The sequence below is a fragment of the Streptomyces mayteni genome (assembly GCF_054783955.1).
Map to the genome: position 1 here is coordinate 1 of NZ_BAAGPR010000297.1, position 605 is coordinate 605.

The following is a 605-nucleotide window of genomic DNA, read 5'->3' on the forward strand; positions in this document are numbered from 1 at the left end:
GGGGTTGTTTGCAAACCTGACAAAAGGGCATAGTCGGGTATGCAAACTTCCCGTGTCATAGACACTTCTGCAAAGAGAACAGACAAGGAAACGGGAGACACCACTACTGGCAGAGGAGTAATTGACCATGGCACGAGCAGTGGAGATCTTTGTAGGAATCTCCATGCCATGGCCAAGGGCACGAACAAAGAAAGAAAGAAAGGCCAACAATTCTTCACCGGCTTCAACAGAAAGGTGCTTTGCTTGAAAAAGCACAAGGTAAAGGACCAGGAGATACTCCAGTTGTTGGTCGTTGGTCATTTCTTCTTCCATGTCGACATCCATGTCAGCATCAAGGTCGAATTCTAAATTTGTTTAATATAAAAAAAAGGGTGTGTTTATAAACATACCTTCAAACGTGCTTCTTTCAGTAGAAGTGGAGGGTTGCTCGAAGGTATTTTCTGATCTTCTTTGTCTCAAAACTATTTTAATTGCACTTTAGTCTTTCTGCATTTCTTTAAAAAAAAATGTACCTTCTCCAACTTTGTCAATACGCTTATGAGTATTAGCGGTTTTCTTGGCAATCATTTTGAATCCTTCAGGACAGTTGCTGCATTTGGTGCATT

Annotated in this window: 1 protein-coding gene; it reads right to left on the reverse strand. The window is 41.2% G+C overall.

Features of this window, described 5'->3' with window-relative positions; all coding sequences use genetic code 11:
* A partial coding sequence (locus ACYVPE_RS39985) for a hypothetical protein (protein ID WP_461038754.1) occupies positions 1-324 on the reverse strand: 324 nt, incomplete at its 3' end.
* Positions 325-605 lie beyond the last annotated feature (281 nt).